Origin of the sequence: Haloplanus sp. XH21, assembly GCF_023276355.1 — an archaeon.
Classification (GTDB): domain Archaea; phylum Halobacteriota; class Halobacteria; order Halobacteriales; family Haloferacaceae; genus Haloplanus; species Haloplanus halobius.
Genome location: NZ_JALLPL010000001.1, coordinates 2514908 through 2532274, shown reverse-complemented (window position 1 = coordinate 2532274; position 17367 = coordinate 2514908). Strand labels below are relative to the sequence as shown.

Below are 17367 nucleotides of genomic sequence, written 5' to 3'. Positions count from 1 at the left end.
CTCCAGCGGCGGGTGGAAGCGAATCTCGTCGAGTCCCGCTTCCGAGAGGCGGCGCATGTTCTCCCGGCCGCCCGTGATGCCGGTGTAGAGATGCGTGTGGTGGTCCTCACCGAACTCGTCTTTCAACAGGGAGAGGTAATGACAGGTCCGGTCCAGCGCCTCCTGGGGTTCGCCGCCCGTGATGGAGGTGCCGAGGGCGTCCATCCGGTGGGCCTCGGTCAACACGTCCTCGTCGGACTCGACCTGGCGTTCGTTGGCGTAGACGGTGTCGACGTTCTTGCGATTCTCTCCGAGCGGGCAGTAAAAGCAGTCACGCTGGTCGCAGTAGCCGTAGACGAACAGCACCATCTTTCCGCCCTTGGCGCACTGTTCACAGCCCTTCGAGATCATTCGTTGTCGGTACCAGAACGCCGAGGCGGGAAAAGCCGTCGGTACGGGCCGAAGCGACGGAACCAATCGTTTACGGCCATCGACGGCTAGGCCCGAGTATGCCGTACGATCCGGACCGGACGGCGGTGATCGTCGTCGACATGCAGAACGGGTTCTGTCACCCCGACGGGAGTCTCTACGCCCCGCCGAGCGAGGCGGCCATCGACGCGGTGACGACGCTCGTCGATCGCGCTCACAGAGCGGGCGCGCGCGTGGTGTACACCCGCGACGTCCACCCGCCCGAGCAGTTCGACGACACCCACTACTACGACGAGTTCGACCGCTGGGGGGAACACGTCCTCGAAGGGTCGTGGGAGGCCGAACTCGTCGACGACCTCGACGTGCGCCCCACTGACCACGTCGTCGAGAAACACACGTACGACGCTTTCCACGGGACGGAACTCGACGGCTGGCTCTCGGCCCGCGGCATCGACGACCTGCTCATCTGCGGGACGCTCGCCAACGTCTGTGTCCTCCACACCGCGGGGAGCGCGGGCCTCCGGGACTACCGTCCCGTCCTCGTCACCGACGCCATCGGCTACGTCGAGGAGGACCACCACGAGTACGCCGTCGACCACGCCGACTGGCTGTTCGGCGAGACGACGACCGGCGAGGCGGTCGAGTTCCTGCCCGACTGCTGAGAGGGCGTCCCGCCCCGGCGAGAACCACTGCTAGCGGCGACGATAGTAATCCTTAATATCTGAATCCGGTTGAGTTAATACATGACGGTCGTCAGCGTCTCGATGCCCGAGGAGTTGGTGGAACGGATCGACGCCTTCGCGTCGGAACACGGCTACACGGGCCGGAGCGAAGTCGTCCGCGAGGCGTCCCGCAACCTGCTCGGCGAGTTCGAGAACAAGCGTCTCGAGGACCGTGACCTCATGGCCGTCGTGACGGTCATCTTCGACTACGAGACGACGAGCGTCGAGGAGCGCATGATGGGGCTTCGCCACGACTACGAGGGCCTCGTCGCCGCCAACTTCCACAGCCACGTCGGGAGCCACTACTGCATGGAACTGTTCGTCCTCGAGGGCCAACTCCAGACCATCTCGACGTTCGTCGGCAAGATCCGGGCGACCCAGGACACGCTCAGCGTCGACTACTCCGTGATGCCCGTCGACGAGTTCGGCCCGTTCACGTCGCCCGAGTGACGGCGCAATCCGAACCAACGGAGCCAAACGCCCCGGCCGACTAGTCGCCGCCAATGGATATCCGGTTTCTCGGCGGCGCGCGCGAGGTCGGTCGGAGCGCCCCTCCTCGTCAACGACCGCCTTCTCCTCGATTACGGCCTGCTGACCGGCAACCCGCCACAGTTTCCGGTGTCGACGCCGTCCCCCGAGGCCGTCGTCGTCTCGCACGGCCATCTCGACCACGTCAGCACGGTGCCGTCGCTGCTCTCGGGCGACGACTGGCCGCCGATCCACTGGACGCCGCCGACACAGGAACTCGCGCTCACGCTCGCGCGCGACACGCTGAAACTCCACGGCGGGTCGTACAACTGCCCGTTCACCGCGAACGACATCAAACGCGTCTCCGAAGTCTCGGAGACCCACGGCTACCGGGAGACGTTCGAGGCCGCGGGTCACGACATCACCTTCTTCAACGCCGGCCACATCCCGGGGAGCGCACACGTCCTCGTCGACGACGGAGAAACCTGCCTCCTCTACACCGGCGACTTCCACACAGGGAACCAGCGCCTCGTCGCGGGGACGACCGCCTGCCCCGACGCGGATGTCGTCATCTGTGAGAGCACCTACAGCGACGTCGACCACGCGGACCGGTCGGCCGTCGAAGCGCGCTTCGCCGAGAGCGTCAAGACGACGCTGTGGGAGGGCGGGACGGTCGTCGTCCCTGCGTTTGCTATCGGCCGCACCCAGGAGATGCTGCTCATCTGTGCCGAACACGACATCCCGTGTTACGTCGACGGGATGGGGAAAGGGGTCACCGAGATGCTCCGTCGCCACCCCGAGTTCGTCCGCGACGCCGACGCCCTCCGACGGGCGAAGTCACACGCCCGATTCGCCACTGGCCGCGACGGGCAGCGCAAGCGCATCACCGACCAGAAGGCGGCGATCATCACCACCCGCGGGATGCTCGGTGGTGCAGATATACTATTACTTCAATTCGCCAAAATCGTGGGAGGGCGTTGCGATAGACTCTTACTGATAATCTCTCTTATAAGGGATTTTGAGGGTGTTTATGAGTCAGAAATAAATCGGCGAAAGGGGATTCTCAGCGTTTTCGAACCGCGTTCTCAATGCCACATAAGCCGACACAACCGTCTGGAACAGCTCGTGTATAGTCTCTTCCCGGATTTGGTGAAAGTACTATCAAATATCCTATATAGATGAGGGCTAGCATGCAAGATACAGAGGATGAGTTCACGTTCAAGACGTTCTGTGATTGGGTCCGTAACGAGCTGGAAGAAGGGTTACGACGCCGGTGGAAGTCAAAGCGAGCGGAGTTGGTGTGCCAGCGTCACAGGCAGCGGCCGCGGGCTGACCGGAGTCAGCCCACGGCCTGTCCGTTGGGCGGTGAGCAACAGCTGTCGGCAGATACCGTCGAGATGCGGTCTACCTCGTCTGTTCGGAACAATGAATTGGACCTGCCTTGATCGACTCCGCGATAGCAGCAGAGACTGACCGTCAAATCATACAGAAGTGACTATTTTGTGGTGTTCAGGCAGCTCTCTCTTGACTCGTTCGGGAAGTAACGAACATTCGTTTGTAGACGCTCTACATCGCGAAAACGTGTTGTGAGCTTATCGGTGCGTGCTCGCAGCGGGGAAAGAAGTGGTGCCCGTCAGACGGGCGAGAGAACGTTGAGTCCAGGGAAGAGGAAAAAGAGTAGCCAGACTCCGATCAACAGCAGGAGATACGGGACAGCAGCGACCGCGACGCGCATGTACTCCTGGTCGGTCAGTTCGCTGATGACGAAGAGGTTCAATCCGTACGGCGGGGTGATGAACCCGATAGCGTCGCTCATCATGAACACGACGCCCCATGTGATAGGATGCAGCCCGAGCGTTCCGGTGGCGATGGGGGCCAACAGCGGGGCGGTGATAATCATGTTCGGAAGCGACGCGAGCACCGAGCCGGTTAACAGCATCAGTGCCACCATCGCCAAGATGATGAGCCACTCCGTAGGGAGGCCGGTGATGAGGCCGGCAACGACCTCCTGGACGCCCTCGTAGGAGAGGTTCTGCTGGACCATCACCGACATCACGTACAGCGGGACAGTGATACCGGTCAGGGTGACACCTTGCTGGAGTGCGTTGACGACCTGACTGCGGTCGCCGAGTCGGCCGGTGAGGGCGCCGGTCACGAGGATGTACGTGAAGGCGATGCCAGCCGACTCCGAAGGGGTGAACAGACCGGCGAGGACGCCACCGACGAGCAGTGCGACAGTGACGAAGGCGTGTTTGGCCCGCCACGCCGCCCGCACGACGCGGGTCGCCTCGAAGTCGAAGTCCCCGACGCCGTAGCCGTTCTTGTGGGCCGTGTAACTACAGTACCCCGAGAGGACAAGCAACATCCCGATACCGGGGACGATGCCCGCCATGAACAGGTTCGTCACCGACACGTCGAAGGTGACGCCGTAGATGATAAAGAGGACGCTCGGCGGAATGATGATACCGACCGTGCCGCCGGAGGCGACCGTCGCCGCGGCGAAGGTGTCGGAGTACCCCTCCTCCCGCAGTTCGTCGTACAGTGCCTCGCCGACGGAAGCGGTCGTCGCCTCGTTCGACCCGGTGATCGCCGAGAACACGCCGGCCGTGTAGATAGCAGTGTTGCCGATAGTGCCCGGCAGCCAGCCGGCGACAGCGTTGGTGAACTCGACGATATCCTCGGAGATGCCGAACTCGTTGATGAGCGAGCCGACGATGACGAAAAGCGGGATAGCGACCCACGGGAAGGAGTTCAGCGACTCGTAGGCCACGATGGGCATGTTGATCGGCGGGAACAGCGTGTGCGTGATTGCATAGCCCAGCGCCCACACGCCAAACACGAGCAGGATGCGCACGCCAAGGAGGAACAGGACCACGGCGAGAATCGTCAGCGCGATGAGGATGTTCCCCTCGAGGAAACTCAACATCGTCACTCACCCCCGAGATCACTGCCGGTCAGCAACTCCTCACCGGCGCGGTACTTGCGGGTCACGATAACGAACTGCTGGAGGGTCCGGATGAACACGAGCGCGAACCCCACGGTGACGGAGAGATAGAGGAGATACTCCGGAATCGAGGTTCCGGTAATCGTGGTGCCCGACCGGACGAACTGCTCGATGTAGCGCAGAGAGTACTGAACGATGACGCCCGAGAGCGACAACCAGAGCAGCCACTCGATACAGTAGACGCCGTAGACGCCCCATCGAGGGAGCCATTTGATGACGGCCGAAAACCGGATGTGATCGTCAGAGCGAACGAGACTCGCCGTCGACAGCCACGCCGCCCAGACGAACAGCCCGATAATGACCTCCTGAAGCCAGACGAACGAGTAGGCGTCGAACAGGAGGCGGCTGAGAATCTTGTAGACGACGAGCACGGCATAGAGGAGAATAAACCCCATAGCGAGATACGATTCGAGATTCTTCTCCAGGTCGCGGAGCCGCGACAGGTGTCGCTGGGGAAGCGGTGCTGACTCTGAATCGAGAAGTGGGGACATACTTAGATTTCGTCGAGGTGGTCATCCCACCAAGACGTGAGGGTGAAGTCCGCAGTCGATTCGGGAGCCGAAGAACTCCGAGTCAGTTCGTAGATACTGTCCGCGAAGTCCCGCGCCGCGTCGGGACCGCCCAGCAGGGTACCGGCCTGCTCGAAGGTCTTGCTGTAGAGGTCGGAGTTCCGCTTGTAGGCGGTGTCGTCTTTCCACTGCTCGAGTTCGCTTTCGGACAGAACGTTGACCTTGATATTGCTTTTCCCGTAGTCCGTTCCATCGGGCGGCTCTTGGACGGCGCCAGCGCGGTCGGTGATGATCTCCTCGGTGTTGTGGATGAGTTCTTCTGTAACCCGTTCGCTCTCCTGAGCGACGAGCGACCGGTGCTCGTCGGGGAGGCTCTTGAGCCAGTCGACTTTGGCCCAACTCATCTCGATGCCGAGCGACCAGTTGTTCAGCACAGTCTGGTCGAGCGAGGGAAGCATTCCGTAGGCGGCGGCGTTCGTCAGCCACGTCTCCATACCGCCGATGAGGCCCGATTTGAGCCCCTGAATGGCGTCACCCCAGCTGACCTTGACAGGGCTGCCGCCCCACTCGGTGATTGCCTTCGCGGGAATTCGAGAGACAGTCCGGCGAATGTCCATTCCCTCTATCTGGTCGGGCGTGGTGACACGCTCCCCGTCGGCCTGTTTCGCACCGGACTGGCCGATGTGGATGACCCGATGCTGGGCCGGATAGCCGATGAACGGAACGTAGTTGTACTGCTTGGCGAAGGGGACCCAGAACTGCTTCCACGCCGTCTCGCTGAAGATGCCATACGAGAGCGCGGCGCGGTTGTCCGGCGGGAACAGGTACGGCAGCGCCCAGATGTTGTTCTCCGGCGAGAACTTCGTCGTGTTCCCGACCGAGGTCGTGCCCGCCTGGACGATATCGTTGCGTATCTTCCCGATGCAGTCCGACTCGCCACAGACCTGCGAGTCGCCGATGATGTCCATTTTCACGTCGCCGTCGGACTTCTCCGTCAGTCGGTCAGCGAGCGTCCAAGCACCGTACGGGTCAACGCTGCCCATGCCGTTGGCGCTCTCGGAGCCGACAGTCCCGTACTTGAACGTGCTTAGGGACTCCCCGCCTCCATTTCTGATGCCGCTGAGACAGCCGGCGAGACCAACAGTACCTGCGACACCGATACCGCTGAGATACCTCCGTCGGGAGATACCCGTCGCTGTTGTGTTAGACACGGTCGATTTCCATCGGCTGAGCCTCAAGAAAGCCGTGGTTTCTCGCGATATCGGTCCCCGTGAACGAGTCACGCGAGCCGCAAAAACGGCCCGGAAGCTCAGAGACGGATGCCGCCGTCGACGACGAGCGTCTGGCCGGTCATCGCAGACGTCGTGGCGAAGGTCCGGACGGCCTCGGCTACCTCGTCGGGGTCGACCAGACGGTCCAGCGGTGAGATGTCCCGCACGTCGGGGCGTCGCTCCTCCGCAAACATCTCCGTCTTGACCGGCCCCGGTGCGACGGCGTTCGTGCGGATACCGTCCTTGGTGTACTGTTTCGCCAGCGACTTCGTGAGGCCGAGAAGACCGCTCTTCGACGCGCCGTAGGCCACGTCGGTCGGACTCCCGTCCGTCCCGGCGGTCGAGGAGATGTTGACAATCCGTCCCTCACCCTGTTCGCGCATGGCAGGCAGGACGGCACGGGTACAGTAGACCGCTCCTTCGAGGTTGACACGGAGGGTCTGTTGAATCGTCTCGTCGTCGGCCTCTTCGAGCGGTGTCTCGTGCAACACGGCGGCGTTGTTGACGAGGACGTCGATAGCGCCGAGTTGCTCGCGTACGTCCTCGACCATCGCCGTGACCGCGTCGGGGTCGCTGATGTCACACTGAGCGACGAGAGCGTCCTGCCCCTGGTCTCGGACGTCGGCCGCGACGGCCTCGGCGCTCTCCCGGTCGCTGTTGTAGTGGACGGCCACGTCGTGGTCCGCCCCGAGGTTCCGTGCCGTCGCGCTTCCGATGCCGCCGCTGGCGCCAGTGACGAGTGCAGTACGCGTCATCGTCGGTCGTTCGGGTCGAAGACGGAAAACAGTCCACGGATCGAGCGCGTCGAAACAGGAGTCGGCGGCTTGCTCCTCTTCCTCTTCGCTTCCGCCGGCCGGACCGCCGCTGCCGGTCGGACCGACCGAGAAGTCGAACTCGTGTTCGGCTTCGGTCTCGAAGCAGTCGAGGATGTCACGGAGCGGCTGGGCGTACCGCTGGAGGTCGTTGGCTCGCTCGGTGACCTCGTTCAGTTCCGCAGCCTGTTCCTCGGCGGCCGCGGAGACGTTGTCGGTCTTGGACTGGGTTTCCTCGCTTGGACAGATAGCAGTAAGTAGGTTTCTACGACTATTCCGACGCATCCAAACAGTCCCAAAGCATAGCCATCTCAAATGGATATTCGGTTTCTGGGTGGGGCTGAGGAAATTGGGCGTAGTGCTGTTCTCGTCAACGGTTCTCTCCTGCTTGATTTCGGAATGAAGAGTGCTACCCCACCCCAGTTCCCTGTCGCATCACCCAGCCCCGACGCAGTCGTCGCCAGTCACGGCCATCTCGATCATGTCGGAGCGATTCCGTCGCTCCTCTCGGGTGATGATCGACCACCGATTCATTGGATGTCACCCACGCGCGAGCTCGCGCTCACGCTCGCTCGTGATACGCTCAAACTCCATGGCGGTACGTACAACTGTCCGTTCACTGAGGAAGAAATTAAACGCGTCACCCAGGTTTCCGAAACACACGGCTACCGTGAAACATTCGAAGCGGCAGATCACCAGGTCACCTTCTATAACGCCGGCCACATCCCCGGGAGCGCACATGTGCTGATTGACGATGGGGACACACGACTACTGTACACGGGCGACTTTCACACCGAGGATCAGCGACTCGTCGCAGGAGCGACCGCACGTCCTGCCGCAGACGTTGTTGTCTGTGAGAGCACGTATTCCGATGTCACGCACGGAAATAGAGAGGATCTGGAAGAGCAGTTTGCCACGAGTGTCAGAACGACCTTGTGGGAGGGTGGTACGGTTGTCATTCCTGCCTTTGCAATCGGGCGTACGCAGGAGATGATGCTGATCTGTGAGGCGAACGACATTCCCTGTTACGTCGACGGGATGGGCAAGCAGGTGACTGAGACGCTTCGCCAGTATCCGGCCTTCCTCCGTGATGGGGAGGCCCTTCGGCGAGCAAAGTCACATGCTCGATTCGTCACCGGGAGAGATGGGCAACGGGAACGGATTGCCGAAAAGAATGTGGCTATCATCACCACCAGCGGGATGCTCTCCGGCGGCCCCGCCATGACGTACATCCCCGCCGTTCGGGCGAACCCGATAAACAAGATCACGATGACGGGGTATCAGGTCGAGGGGACGCCCGGGCGCAACCTGCTGGAGCGTGGGCGGGCGGAAATCGACGGTCGGGTGATGCCCGTCAGCGCACAGGTCGAACAGTACGACTTCTCCGCGCACGCCGACTGCGAGGGGGTCCTCGATCTCCTCGGGTCCTACCGGGACGCCGAGATACTGGTCAACCACGGCGACCGCTGTGTGGCGTTCGCCGAGGAACTCGCTGCCGACGGCTTCGACGCGTCCGCGCCCGACCTGGGCGAGACGGTCACGGTGTAGCCGCTACTCGGCCGTGTCGACGACTTCGTAGTTGATGTTGCCCTCGCGGAGGCGGTCCAGGTGGGTCGAGAGTTCGTCCGAAACGGCGAGGAGGAGGACGTCGAGGCCGCGTGCCGCGGCCTCTTGGACGGCCCGTGGCGTGCCGAACCGGAGATCGGGGTCGACCCCGGCCGCCTGCGCGGCCGCGAGCGCTTCGGTTCCCGCCGTCGCCAGGAGGTCGGCTTCGGCGACGTGGTCGGTGATCGTCTCGGTCGAGACGGCGTCGCTCCCGCCGTCCTGCACGCGGGGAATCGACACGGCGGTCACGCGGCCGAGGTCGTAGTCGAGGACGCCCTCGAAGTCGGTGACGCCAACGTCGCGGCCGGACGCCGCGTCGGTGACCGCAACTGCGGTTGTGCTCCCGGCGGCGCCGGGGGTCGCCCGAAGGACGCCGTCGCGCATCGACAGCGAGACGGCGTCGCCCTCCGATATCGGCGCCGTCGCGAGCGCGGTCTCGATTTCGACCTGTCCGATCACGTCCTCCGAGACGTGGGTGACGAACTCCCGGAGTTCGTCCGTCTGCCCGATGAGCCAGTCGACGCCCTCCTTGGTGACTTCGTATCGACCGCGGCCGGGGCTCCGGACGTACCCCTCCTCGATGAGGTCCTGCAGGTAGTCGCTCACCGCCTGGGCGGTGATGCCGATGTCGTCCGCGATTTCCTGCTGACTGACGGCCGGTTGTCGCTCCGCGATGCCAACCAGGATCTGATACCGCGTCGCCGAGCGTTTGCTTCGGAGGACGCCCGACCCGCCGTCGGCGTTCTCTGCCATCGTTCCCACTCCGGACCCGGTACTCAAGTATCTTTACCATAATCCCGGTGCAGTTGCGCTTTCTCGGCCAAATCAGAAAGCACACTTTCTCTAAAACAACCAAAATTGTTTTACGTTCTACGGGAGTTGTGTCTCACGATGTCCCGCGTAGCGCTCCCTCACGACGCGAAGGCCGGACCGACCAAAGCGGAGGTGCGGGCCGTCCTCCTAAGCAAACTCGACTTGCGGCCCGACGACCACTTCGTCGAGGTCGGCCCGTGCACCGGCGCCGTCACCGTCGAGGCGGCGCGTCGTGCCGGGCGCGTCACCGCCGTCGAACGCAAGCCCGACCGCCTGTCGGTCGCCCGGAAGAACCTCGACGCGAACGACGTGACGACGCCCGTCGACCTCCGGGAAGCGGAGGCTCCCGAGGGCCTGCCCGACGACGCCGACGCCCTGTTTCTGGGCGGCAGTCGCAACTACGCCGCCGTCCTCGACCACGCCGTCGAGACGGGCGTGGACCGCGTCGTGATGAACGTCTCCCGCCTCGAAGTCGCTGGCGAGGCGACCCGCGCGTTCCGCGACCGCGACCTCCTCGACGAGGTGGTGCAGTTCCAGGTGAGTCACGGCTACGACCTCGCGGGCGCGACGAGTTTCGACTCGGACAATCCGGTGTACATGCTCGTCGGCGGCGTCGACGGAGGTGCCCAATGACGCTCTACGGCGTCGGCCTCGGTCCCGGCGAGAGCGACCTGGTGACGGTGCGCGGCAAGCGCATCCTCGAAGACGCGGACGTGGTGTACTCCCCCGGCCGCCTCTCCCGCGCCGTTGCGACGAAACACGTCCCCGAGGACCGCATCGGCGACCTGGATTTCCCGATGACGCGCGACGAGGACGAACTCCGGCGGGCGTGGAAGGCGGCCGCTGCCGAAATCGCGCCGCGGGCCCGCGACGGCACCGTCGCCTTCGTCACCCTCGGCGACCCCAACGTCTACTCGACCTTCGGCCATCTGCGCCGGACGCTCGACGCCTTCCACCCCGACGTGGACCTCGACGTCGTGCCCGGCGTGAGCGCCGTCACCGCTTTCGCCACCGCGCTGGGCGTCGAAGTCGCCGCGGGGTCGAGTCTCGCCCTGCGCGAGGCCGCCCGCGGTGCCGCGCCGACCGGTCCCGACCGGATGATTCTGTTCAAGGTGACCGACGTGCCCGCGACCCACGAGGCCTTGGTCGACGCCGGCTACGACGTGCAGTACGGCCGTCGCCTGTTCATGGAACAGGGGAAGACGGTCGTGACCGACGACCCGACCGACCTCGAAGACAGGGATTACTACACGCTGGCCTACGCGGAGAAACGCGACCTGGAGTCGACCCCCGCCACCGCCGCCTTCGACGCCGCGGAGTCGGAGACGGTGACCGACGGCGGCGAACGCGTCGACGACGAGGACCACCCCGTCGACCCCATCGCCTGGGAACTCGCCGAGGGCGAGGCCTGTGGCGACGTGGTGCCCGAGGTGCCCCCGCGATGACCGACACCGACCCGCAGGCGGCCATCGACGCCGAGACGGCGGCCCGCGGCCACACTCGCGACGACCGGGTGTACGACCGCACGGCCGGCGACGGCGAGGGGATTCCCTTCATCGGCGCCGGTCCCGGCGACCCCGGATTGCTCACCGTCACCGGCCGCGAACTCGTCGAGGACGCCGACCTCGTGGTCCACGCGGGGTCGCTCGTCAACAGCGAACTCCTCGACCAGTACTGCGCCGACGCCGAACAGGTGTCGAGCGTCGGGCGGGACCTGGAAGAACTCGTTCCGCTCATGCGCGACGCCTACGAGGACGGCCGGACCGTCGTCCGCCTCCACAGCGGCGACCCGGCCATCTACGGCGCAGCGTTGGAGCAGATGGACGCCCTCGAACACGAGGGCGTGCCGACGTACATCGTCCCTGGCGTCACCTCCGCGTTCGCCGCGAGCGCGACGCTGCGGACCCAACTCACCCTCAACGGCGTCGCCAACCACGTCGCCTTCACCCGGCCACAGGGGAAGACGCTCGACCCCGAGGAGGACCACATCTCCGACTTCGTGGGCATGGGCGACGTGACCACCTGCATCTATCTCGGGACCCACGCCGTCGGCGAGACGATGGACCGCCTCCTCGACGCGGGCCACGACCCCGAGACGCCGGTGACGGTCATCTACCACGCTTCCTGGCCCGACGAGGACATCATCGAGGGGACGATTGCCACCATCGGCGACCGGGTGGCCGAGGCGGGCTACCGCGCCTCGGCGATGGTCATCATCGGCGAGGCGGTCGGCGACGGCGGCTACGAGCGCTCCTATCTCTACGGCGACTGGGCGAACGGCAGCGACGCGGAGGCGGACGACTAACCATGAGTACGGACAACTCCACGGACGGCGACGACTCGGGCGGCCACTGCGCGACGCCGGATTCCGACGGCGAGGTGGCCGAAGAAATCGCGATCATCAGTTTCGGCCGCAAACTCGACACGGCCGAGGAGATCAAGGCCGGCATCGGTGCGGGCTACGACACGGTCGACATCATCGAGTACCACGGCGACGTCTTCGCCGAACACTGGGGCGAGTACGACTGCTTCGTCGGCCTCATGGCCTCCGGCATCGCGATGCGGAAGACGGCGCCCCTCCTCGACGACAAGTGGGACGACCCCGCCATCGTCGTCGTCGACGAGGAACTGACGTGGGCCATCCCCATCACGGGCGGCCACCACGGCGCGAACCAGGTGGCGAACGACCTGGCCGAACTCGGCGCCGTGCCCGCGATGACGACGGCCAGCGAGGCGGCGGGCAAACAGGGCGTCGAGAGCAAGGCCAAAGCCCTCGACACCCACGTCGTCAACGGCGATTCGACGGTCGCGACCAACCTCGCCGTACTGAACGAGAACCTCGGCCCCGTCGCCCGCCTCGACGGTCCCCGCGCCGTCCTCGTCGGCGACGACGTGACCGTCCTCAAGCGCAACGGCGACGAGGGCGTCGTCCTCGGTACCGGCACGGTGTCGGGCGTCGACGCCGACCAGGTTCGCGACGCCTGGGACGCCGCCCTCGCCGACTGCGGGCTGACCCTCGACGACGTGGACTTCGTCGCCACGGGCACCCGCAAGGAGGGCGAGGAAGGGTTGTACGAGGCGGCCCAAGAGGCGGACCTCGGCGTCGTCCTCTTCGAAAAGGCGACCCTGGAGGAGTTCGAGGGACCGTCGCCCTCGCGCTCGAAGGAACTCATCGGCTGGCCGGGCATCGCGGAGGCGTCGGCCATCGCCGGCGGCCGCGACCACGATCTCCTGCGGGAGAAGGAACGCTTCGACGACGCGGTGACCGTGGCGGTGGGGCGATGAGCGGTGTCGAGGCGGACGCTGACGCTGACGACCTGGGAACCCTCTACGTCGTCGGCATCGGTCCCGGCCTCCCCCACGCGATGACCCAGCGCGCGAAAGACGTCATCGCCACCGCGGACTGCGTCATCGCGTCGAACCTCTACCAGGAGTTCCTCCGCCGCGACGGCACCATCCCGCCGGAGGACGCGGTTGCTGACGGCGGGAGCGAGGCGGCGGCGCAGTCCGTCGAGAGCACCCACACCGACGCCGAGGGCCACGTCGCCGTCCGGCCGAACGGCCACCGCCAGGAAATCGTTCGGTCGTCGATGGGCCAACAGATCGAACTCGCGCGCGAGGCGTTCGAGCGGGTGCGCGCGGGCGAAGACGTCGTTCACGTCTCCGGCGGCGATCCGAACGTCTACGGCAAGAGCGACTTGCTCTACCTGATGGCCGACGAAGACGGGGCGACGGACATCCCCCTCGAAATCGTTCCGGGCGTCACGGCGGCCCTCGGCGGCGCGGCCAACGTGGGCGCGCCCCTTTCGAACGACTTCTGCACCGTCTCGCTGTCCGATAAGTGGCGGGGCTGGGACGAAATCGAGGAGAAACTCCGCGCGGCCGCCATCAGCGGCTTCGTCATCGTCCTCTACAACTGCTGGCGGGACTACGAACGCGCCATCGGGGTTATCCGGGAGGAGCGCGCCGACGACGTGCCCATCGCCATCGTCAACGACGCTGGCCGCGGGTCGGCCGGCCGCAACCGCGAGGACGAGACGGAGACCATCACCACCCTGGACCGGGCGACCGACCACGACGACGAGGTGGGGGGCATGGGCACCTCCATCATCGTCGGCAATCACGAGACCCGAGTCTGGGAGAACGACCACGGCAAACACCTCGTCACCCCGCGCGGCGGGCGTGACGTCGACGACTTCTAACCATGAGCACGGACGACACCATCGACACTGAGACGGAATCGAACTGTGGCGCGTCGACCACAGAGACCGAAACGGAGTCCAAATGTGGCGCATCGACAACGGAGACCGAAACGGAATCGAAGTGCGGGGCCTCCACCTCGACGACGAGCGATTCGCCCTCGTCGTCCTGCGGCGGCGGATCGACCGAGAAACAGGTCGAATCGACCGTCAACGACTTCGACGCCGACCCCGGTCGCTTGGTCGCCATCGGCCTCGGTCCCGGGCAACCGGAGGGAATGACCCAGCGCGCCCGCGGGGCGTTGCTGGACGCCGAACACATCGTCGGCTACACCACCTACGTCGACCTCCTGCCCGACGAGGTGACCGAGTCGGCGGACGAACTGTACGACACGCCGATGTGTGGCGAAGTCTCGCGGACCGAGGAGGCCATCGACCGCGCCCTCGCCGGCAACGACGTGGCCATCATCGGGAGCGGCGATCCGAACGTCTACGCGCTTGCGGGCCTCGCGCTCGAAATCCTCGAATCCAAAGGCGCGACGGCGTCGATGGTCGACTTCGAGGTGGTGCCGGGCGTGCCCGCCGCGCAGTCCTGTGGCGCCCGCCTCGGCGCCCCCCTCGTGAACGACACCGTGAGCATCTCGCTGTCGGATCACCTGACCTCGATGCCGACCATCGAGTCCCGCCTCCACGCCGCCGCCAAGGAGAGCTTCACCATCTCGATTTACAACCCTTGGAGTCGGAAGCGCCGCGAGAACTTCCAGAAATGCTGTGAGATCCTGCTGGAACACCGGGACCCGGAGACGCCGGTCGGCATCGTCCACGGCGCGGGCCGCGAGGACGAGACGACCGAAATCGTCGACCTGGGCGAGTTGGAGGACCTCGGCGAGACCGACCTCATCGACATGACGACGACCATCATCGTCGGCAACGAGGACACCTACGTTTGGGACGACCGCATGGTCACGCCGCGGGGCTACGAGAGCAAGTACGACTACTGATGACCCGCTATCAGATCCATCTCGACCGCGGGGCCTGCGAGGGCATCTTCGCCTGTCTCGTCCGTGACGACCGATTCGTGGAGGCCGACGACGGCCTCGCGACGGTCGAAGGCGCGACGGGCGAGGCGACGGTCACCGTCGACTGCGACGACGACCGACTCGCCGACGCCCGCGACGCGGCCGCGGCCTGTCCGGTCGACGCCATCACGGTCGAGGAGGGGAAGCCGTGACGACCACGCTCGACCCCCCCTCGGACCTGCTCGCCGGCCATCCCGAGACGGCGTACTTCTGGGGCCGTGTCGTCGGCGACGGCGAACTGACCGCCGACTGCGTGACCGTGCGGACGAACGACGAGACAGCGGCGGAGCGCCTCGCGGCCATCGCGGGCGCCCAGGCCATCGACGAGCGCATCGTCGAACGCGACTACGCCCACGACACCTCCATCACGCGCGCCGAAGAGGAGTTCACCGTGCAGGTGTTCGGCGACCTGGCGGAGCGTGCGAGCGCCGCCTTCGGCCTACCCATCGACGGCGACCCCGGCGGCTACCGCTTCGACACCTTCGACGACCACCGCCGCCAACTCCTCCGCGGCTTGCTCGAAGGCTGTGGCACCGTCTGTTTCAAGTCCTCGTCGGACGCGGTGGGCATCTCATTCGTCCACGACGACCGTCGCCTCCTCGAACGCATCGACGCCCTGCTCTCGGCCATCCCCGTCGACGCGCCGACCGGCGAGGTGTCGGAGAGTTCCTCCGGTGGCTACTGGTTCAGCGTCGCCGATGCTGCGGCTTCTGACCTCGGCCCGTGGCTCTACGAGGACAGCGAGGAGAGCGGCCTGTTCGCCCCGTCGCGGCGCGCGAAACTCCTGCGGAGCCTGGACCGCATCGACGCATGAGCGGGCGCACAGACGATTCGACGAACGCGATACCGACCGACGGCCCCGCCGCCCTCGACGACGAGGCGGTGTTGCTCGTCGGCCACGGATCGCGCCGCGAGAAATCGAACGAGCAGGTGCGCACGCTCGCGACGGCGCTGGAGGACCGCCTCGGCGTCCCCGTCGACGCCGGCTTTCTCGAACTCGCGGAGCCGTCGATTCCCGAGGCCATCGGTGGCCTCGCGCCCGCCGTCTCCGCCATCACCGTCGTCCATCTCTCGCTCTTTGCGGCCAGCCACGTCAAGAACGACGTGCCCCTCGCCGTCGAACGGGCGCGGGCGACCCACCCCGAACTCACCATTCAGAACGGGTCGCATCTCGGCATCCATCCGGCCATCGTGGACCTCCTCGACGACCGGGCGGCCGCCGTCGAGGCCGAGCTGGGGGTCGACCGCGCCACTGACGACGTGGCCGTCGTCCTCTGTGCCCGGGGATCGAGCGACCCCGACGCCAACGCCGACGTGGCGAAACTCGCCCGCCTGCTCGCGGAGGGCCGCGAGTTTTCGACCGTCCAACCGGCCTTCATCGGCGTCACCGAACCCCGCCTCGACGAGCGCCTGCACGCCGTCGCCAAGCGCCGCCCTGATGCCGTCGCCGTCCTCCCGTACATGCTCGGCGACGGCGTGCTGACGGGGCGCATCCGCGACGGTGCCGCCGAGTTCGACGACGACTACCCCTACGTCGACGCGGGCGCGGGCGACCCGCTCGGCACCGACTCCCGCCTGCTTGACGTTCTCGGCGACCGCTGGCAGGCCGCCCGCACCGACAGCGTGGATATGTCCTGTGACACCTGCAAGTACAAGGTGGAACTCGACGGCTACGAGGAGGACGTGGGCGGCGCGCGGGCGATGCTCCGCGCGCTCACCCATCAGGAGACCCACGCCGACCGCGAGAACGTCGACGACGACCCGCACGTCCACGACGCCCCCGCAAAACACGTCGCGGTCTGTACGAACCAGACGTGCGCGGCCGACGGCGCGCCCGCCGTCCTCGAACGCCTCCGCCAGGCCGCGCGCGACTCCGACGCCTGCGACGCCCGCATCACCCGGTCGTCGTGTCTCGGGCGCTGTGGCGACGGCCCGATGGTGGCCGTCTACCCCGACGGCGTCTGGTACGGCGGCGTCGACGCCGCCGACGCCGAACGCATCGTCGGCGACCACCTCGACCGCGACCGAATCGTTTCCGAACTCGTCGATCAAACCCTGTAACCATGACCTGTCACGAAATCGAAGCACTCCGACTCGGACTGATGAACGTCCTCGGCACCGAGGACCGAAGCGCGCGCGAACACGCCGAAACCGAACTCGAGGGGCATCTCGACGGCCCCATCGAGGCGCTGGCCGAGGCCGACTCGCTCGCCGAAATCGAGCGCCACCTCGACGCCGCGCTGGTCGACCTCGAGGCCGAAATCGCCGACGCCGACGAGACGGCCCCCGAATACGACTATCTCCGCGGGCGCCTCGTCGCCGTCCGCGACGCCGAGCGGGCGGTCCACCGCCTTACTGCGCAGGGCGAGGACGTCCTCGCCGGCCTCGGCGAGACCCACGACCTCCTGCACGAGGCGTTCCCGGTGGATGAATGAGACGGATTATTGTAACTGTTCACCGGCGGTTCGACGAACCGT

At 65.7% G+C, this 17367-nt stretch carries 19 protein-coding genes and 2 pseudogenes; 15 read left to right on the top strand and 6 right to left on the bottom strand.

Features of this window, described 5'->3' with window-relative positions; all coding sequences use genetic code 11:
• Positions 1 to 390 (bottom strand): radical SAM protein (locus tag MXB53_RS13395; protein ID WP_345779713.1); only part of this gene is annotated, 390 nt, incomplete at its 3' end.
• A gap of 98 nt (positions 391 to 488) precedes the next feature.
• Here MXB53_RS13395 and MXB53_RS13390 point away from each other — a divergent pair.
• From MXB53_RS13390 to MXB53_RS13375, 4 genes and pseudogenes are all read left to right on the top strand, one after another.
• Positions 489 to 1070, top strand: coding sequence for a cysteine hydrolase family protein (locus MXB53_RS13390; RefSeq protein ID WP_248898043.1), 582 nt, complete (start codon positions 489 to 491; stop codon positions 1068 to 1070).
• Between the two features lie 81 nt (positions 1071 to 1151).
• Positions 1152 to 1580, top strand: coding sequence for a CopG family ribbon-helix-helix protein (locus MXB53_RS13385; RefSeq protein ID WP_248898042.1), 429 nt, complete (start codon positions 1152 to 1154; stop codon positions 1578 to 1580).
• Positions 1581 to 1633: 53 nt separating this feature from the next.
• Positions 1634 to 2531, top strand: a pseudogene (locus MXB53_RS13380) (MBL fold metallo-hydrolase); the annotation flags it as partial.
• Positions 2532 to 2800: 269 nt separating this feature from the next.
• Positions 2801 to 2931 (top strand): annotated as a pseudogene (locus MXB53_RS13375) (ISH3 family transposase); the annotation flags it as partial.
• Positions 2932 to 3231: 300 nt separating this feature from the next.
• Here the strand turns inward: MXB53_RS13375 and MXB53_RS13370 are convergent.
• The 4 genes from MXB53_RS13370 to MXB53_RS13355 form a co-directional block, all read right to left on the bottom strand.
• Positions 3232 to 4524, bottom strand: coding sequence for a TRAP transporter large permease (locus MXB53_RS13370; protein ID WP_248898041.1), 1293 nt, complete (start codon positions 4522 to 4524; stop codon positions 3232 to 3234).
• A gap of 2 nt (positions 4525 to 4526) precedes the next feature.
• Positions 4527 to 5093: a TRAP transporter small permease gene (locus MXB53_RS13365; RefSeq protein WP_248898040.1), complete on the bottom strand. Its 567-nt coding sequence runs from the start codon at positions 5091 to 5093 to the stop codon at positions 4527 to 4529.
• Positions 5094 to 5095: 2 nt separating this feature from the next.
• Positions 5096 to 6322 (bottom strand): TRAP transporter substrate-binding protein, encoded by a 1227-nt coding sequence (locus MXB53_RS13360; protein ID WP_248898039.1) that lies wholly within the window; start codon positions 6320 to 6322, stop codon positions 5096 to 5098.
• Positions 6323 to 6420: 98 nt separating this feature from the next.
• Entirely contained in the window at positions 6421 to 7479 is a 1059-nt protein-coding gene (locus MXB53_RS13355) for an SDR family NAD(P)-dependent oxidoreductase (protein WP_248898038.1), read from the bottom strand.
• Positions 7480 to 7509: 30 nt separating this feature from the next.
• Between MXB53_RS13355 and MXB53_RS13350 the strand changes: the two genes are divergently transcribed.
• Complete coding sequence (locus MXB53_RS13350) at positions 7510 to 8742, top strand: MBL fold metallo-hydrolase (protein ID WP_248898037.1); 1233 nt, start codon at positions 7510 to 7512, stop codon at positions 8740 to 8742.
• Between the two features lie 3 nt (positions 8743 to 8745).
• Here the strand turns inward: MXB53_RS13350 and MXB53_RS13345 are convergent, their stop codons facing one another.
• Positions 8746 to 9552 (bottom strand): DUF7839 domain-containing protein, encoded by an 807-nt coding sequence (locus MXB53_RS13345; RefSeq protein WP_248898036.1) that lies wholly within the window; start codon positions 9550 to 9552, stop codon positions 8746 to 8748.
• Between the two features lie 138 nt (positions 9553 to 9690).
• Between MXB53_RS13345 and cbiT the strand changes: the two genes are divergently transcribed.
• The 10 genes from cbiT to MXB53_RS13295 are packed head-to-tail and all read left to right on the top strand — an operon-like array spanning position 9691 to position 17325.
• Complete coding sequence (cbiT, locus tag MXB53_RS13340) at positions 9691 to 10245, top strand: precorrin-6Y C5,15-methyltransferase (decarboxylating) subunit CbiT (protein WP_248898035.1); 555 nt, start codon at positions 9691 to 9693, stop codon at positions 10243 to 10245.
• Positions 10242 to 11057, top strand: a complete 816-nt coding sequence (locus tag MXB53_RS13335) for a cobalt-factor II C(20)-methyltransferase (protein ID WP_248898034.1) — start codon at positions 10242 to 10244, stop codon at positions 11055 to 11057. The genes cbiT and MXB53_RS13335 overlap by 4 nt, the downstream gene beginning before the upstream one ends.
• Complete coding sequence (locus tag MXB53_RS13330) at positions 11054 to 11917, top strand: cobalt-precorrin-4/precorrin-4 C(11)-methyltransferase (protein ID WP_248898033.1); 864 nt, start codon at positions 11054 to 11056, stop codon at positions 11915 to 11917. Before MXB53_RS13335 ends, MXB53_RS13330 begins: the two co-directional genes overlap by 4 nt.
• Before the next feature lie 2 nt (positions 11918 to 11919).
• Complete coding sequence (gene cbiG, locus MXB53_RS13325) at positions 11920 to 12897, top strand: cobalt-precorrin 5A hydrolase (protein WP_248898032.1); 978 nt, start codon at positions 11920 to 11922, stop codon at positions 12895 to 12897.
• Positions 12894 to 13814, top strand: coding sequence for a precorrin-3B C(17)-methyltransferase (locus MXB53_RS13320; protein WP_248898031.1), 921 nt, complete (start codon positions 12894 to 12896; stop codon positions 13812 to 13814). Before cbiG ends, MXB53_RS13320 begins: the two co-directional genes overlap by 4 nt.
• A gap of 2 nt (positions 13815 to 13816) precedes the next feature.
• Positions 13817 to 14812, top strand: a complete 996-nt coding sequence (gene cobJ, locus MXB53_RS13315) for a precorrin-3B C(17)-methyltransferase (RefSeq protein ID WP_248898030.1) — start codon at positions 13817 to 13819, stop codon at positions 14810 to 14812.
• On the top strand, positions 14809 to 15042 hold the full coding sequence (locus MXB53_RS13310; protein ID WP_345779729.1) for a ferredoxin: 234 nt from the start codon (positions 14809 to 14811) through the stop codon (positions 15040 to 15042). Before cobJ ends, MXB53_RS13310 begins: the two co-directional genes overlap by 4 nt.
• Positions 15039 to 15704 carry a cobalamin biosynthesis protein gene (locus MXB53_RS13305; protein WP_248898028.1) on the top strand — a complete coding sequence of 222 codons (666 nt, stop codon included), beginning with the start codon at positions 15039 to 15041 and terminating at the stop codon, positions 15702 to 15704. Before MXB53_RS13310 ends, MXB53_RS13305 begins: the two co-directional genes overlap by 4 nt.
• Positions 15701 to 16951 carry a CbiX/SirB N-terminal domain-containing protein gene (locus MXB53_RS13300; protein WP_248898027.1) on the top strand — a complete coding sequence of 417 codons (1251 nt, stop codon included), beginning with the start codon at positions 15701 to 15703 and terminating at the stop codon, positions 16949 to 16951. The genes MXB53_RS13305 and MXB53_RS13300 overlap by 4 nt, the downstream gene beginning before the upstream one ends.
• 2 nt (positions 16952 to 16953) lie before the next feature.
• Complete coding sequence (locus MXB53_RS13295) at positions 16954 to 17325, top strand: DUF3209 family protein (protein WP_248898026.1); 372 nt, start codon at positions 16954 to 16956, stop codon at positions 17323 to 17325.
• Positions 17326 to 17367 lie beyond the last annotated feature (42 nt).